Source organism: Vibrio sp. V42_P2S4T144 (assembly GCF_009904715.1).
Taxonomy (GTDB): Bacteria; Pseudomonadota; Gammaproteobacteria; order Enterobacterales; family Vibrionaceae; genus Vibrio; species Vibrio alginolyticus.
Genome location: NZ_WXWS01000236.1, coordinates 1 through 2,571, shown reverse-complemented (window position 1 = coordinate 2,571; position 2,571 = coordinate 1). Strand labels below are relative to the sequence as shown.

Sequence of the window (2,571 nt, the reverse complement as noted above, 5' to 3'; positions counted from 1 at the left end):
ACCTGACGCAACTCGCCAATCGCCATCGTTTTCATGAGCTTGCCACTCGTCAACTTATCTCCCCTTCGCAGTTTCTGTGGGTTGTTTACGTCGATCTTGATAACTTTAAATACGTGAATGATAAATACGGGCATGAATTGGGAGATAACTTATTAAAAGTGTTCTCATCACACATCAAGAATGCTTGTCAAAAGTTCTCGCACGATTACAACAGCCCCTGCTTTGCCGCCAGGTTATCTGGTGACGAATTTGCAATTTTGCTGAGCTCAAATCAAGAGGTAAAACGCTTGCCTGATTTGCTTGCATCAGAGTTACTAAAACCGATTAGTAATCTCAGTTCATCTTGGAGTAATTCATTTCCCGTTACGGCAAGCGTAGGTATTGCACAATATCCTCAAGACGGTACTGACATCGCGAAGTTACTCTCCAGTGCCGATGCGGCTATGTATCAAGCAAAACGGGCAGGGAAAAATCAATACGCCTATTATTCAGCCGCTCTCAATATTGAGTCTCAAAGACGAAGTCAGCTTGAACGTGCGCTCCGAAAAAGCAATGTAGAGGAAGAATTCCACCTTGTTTTTCAACCCTATATGAACAATCGAAGCAACGAAATTGAGGGGTTAGAAGTCTTGTTGCGCTGGGAAGCCGAAGGTATCGGCCCTATCCCTCCAAAGGAGTTTATTCCAATTGCAGAGCAAGCCGGATTATTTGATAAAATTGACCGCTGGGTTTTCGCCAATGCAACGGCGGAATACCATCAATTAAGGAATATTTTCGGTAAGGACATTGTTCTTTCGGTCAATTTATCATCAGCGGAGCTAAACTCGATAGAAATGGCAAACTACATCCATGAACAAGCGACACTGCACCAGGTTAAACCAAAATGTATTGAGATAGAAATAACCGAAACCTTTGCCGCAGAACAACAAGGCACGGCCCTACTTGATGAGCTATCAAAACGTGGCTACCGTCTTGCAATTGATGACTTTGGTTCTGGTTACACATCGTTAACTCAGCTCGTTCAGTATCCGGTTCAAAAAATCAAATTTGATCGAGAGTTCCTCGTTACATTGATGAACACCAATAACGGCCATGTGATCAAACCTATTATTGAGCTATGCCATGCCCAAAATAAAACGGTTACAGCAGAAGGTATTGAACACAATATGATGCATGAATGGCTATCGGCATACCGCTGCGACTATATGCAAGGCTATTTATTTGGCAAACCAATGACTAAAGAACAATTGAGCTTGTGGTGGCAATCGGCAAATGACGACAGTCGATTTGATGCGTCCATGGTCAGCTCAATTAGGGTTTCAAGAACATAAGTTAAGGGGAGAAGTACAGCAGTCACAACTGTGGCGGCTGTATTTAGTTGTATATGAGCTTCATTGATAGATGCTCAGCTTTTGTTCCCCCATACCTATATCTATGACTTTAGTCGAGTAAATCACTATTTATTCGTTTTTAAACCAGCACTTCCTTGAAATCCAAACCGGTCAAATTCAGCGCTTTGACGCTATCGTACAAGCCACCTTTTTTGTCCGTGCAAAACGTTCTGAGCCCAGCACCTTTTACTCTGAACAAGTCAGATTCATTAACGGCTTCTCTATTCAAAACGAGTTTCTTAAACGGTCTAGCACGACTTAGCTTACCATGACGAAGATTATACTCGGTAGCAGAGGTATCAATGGCATCAATTTGAGTGACAATGTTTAATGCTCGCCAAGGCTTTCCTTGTAGATTTAATGGTAAAAATTCGACATTCTCGCTCAACACATCGAGCTTATCCGCAATAGAAGCGGATACAGCAAGAGTAAAAGATCCCCATGCTGCAATATCAGGCCTGGGTAATGGCTTTTCACCCTTAACGTCTAACCATTCAATATCAATACTTTTCCAACTGGCTTTAACAGACTCTCCATAGAGTTGGATAGGTTTGCTTGCCGTTACTTGAAGAGACATTTCCAATGGCGACTCTTGCAACATTGCAAAATCATTAACATTGGGAGTGACAATAAACACTTTATTAAATGCTGTCATAACCGTCCTTAAATAAATTTGAGCGCTTTTCTTAATGAGACGAGCGCTTTCACACCAAACCAAACCAAACCAAACCAAACATAATAGATAGAGTTTACTTTCATGTTCAAAAATTTAATGAATTAATATCTGGCGTTCTTATCTTTTAATTTCTAAGTTTTATTATTTATATATTTTAATCCACACGATAGAATTATTTTTTCAATTTTTACTATGTACCCTTCCTTATGTAATCGAATAAATTAGAGAATAAACAATAGCACGCATCACTTCACTTTTGTCGAGCTCATCACTCTCACTTAAACGATACATTCACAAGTTCAATTTTTGTACGACTTAGACTTAGCTTTGTCAATCGTGAATTAAAAACAACCGATTCACCGTTGTTTTACTGCCTTTTCTTACCACCCTGTTGTTTATTCATACATTATAAATGCATTTATACACATAACGATTCGGCGTTACGATTTGTTACGAGTTAAATCACAAACTTTTGAGGTATTGGATAAAGCGTAGAAAAAGAAA

Annotated in this window: 2 protein-coding genes; one reads left to right on the top strand and one right to left on the bottom strand. The window is 39.8% G+C overall.

The features are described 5' to 3' along the window. Positions 1-1,331: EAL domain-containing protein (locus CAG68_RS08245; RefSeq protein ID WP_161440996.1), on the top strand; the 1,331-nt coding region annotated here is incomplete at its 5' end. A 139-nt stretch (positions 1,332-1,470) separates the two neighbouring features. On the opposite strand, the gene CAG68_RS08240 is transcribed toward CAG68_RS08245, so the two are convergent. Beyond that, positions 1,471-2,046 carry an imm11 family protein gene (locus tag CAG68_RS08240; RefSeq protein WP_053349404.1) on the bottom strand — a complete coding sequence of 192 codons (576 nt, stop codon included), beginning with the start codon at positions 2,044-2,046 and terminating at the stop codon, positions 1,471-1,473. Between the last annotated feature and the right edge of the window lie 525 nt (positions 2,047-2,571).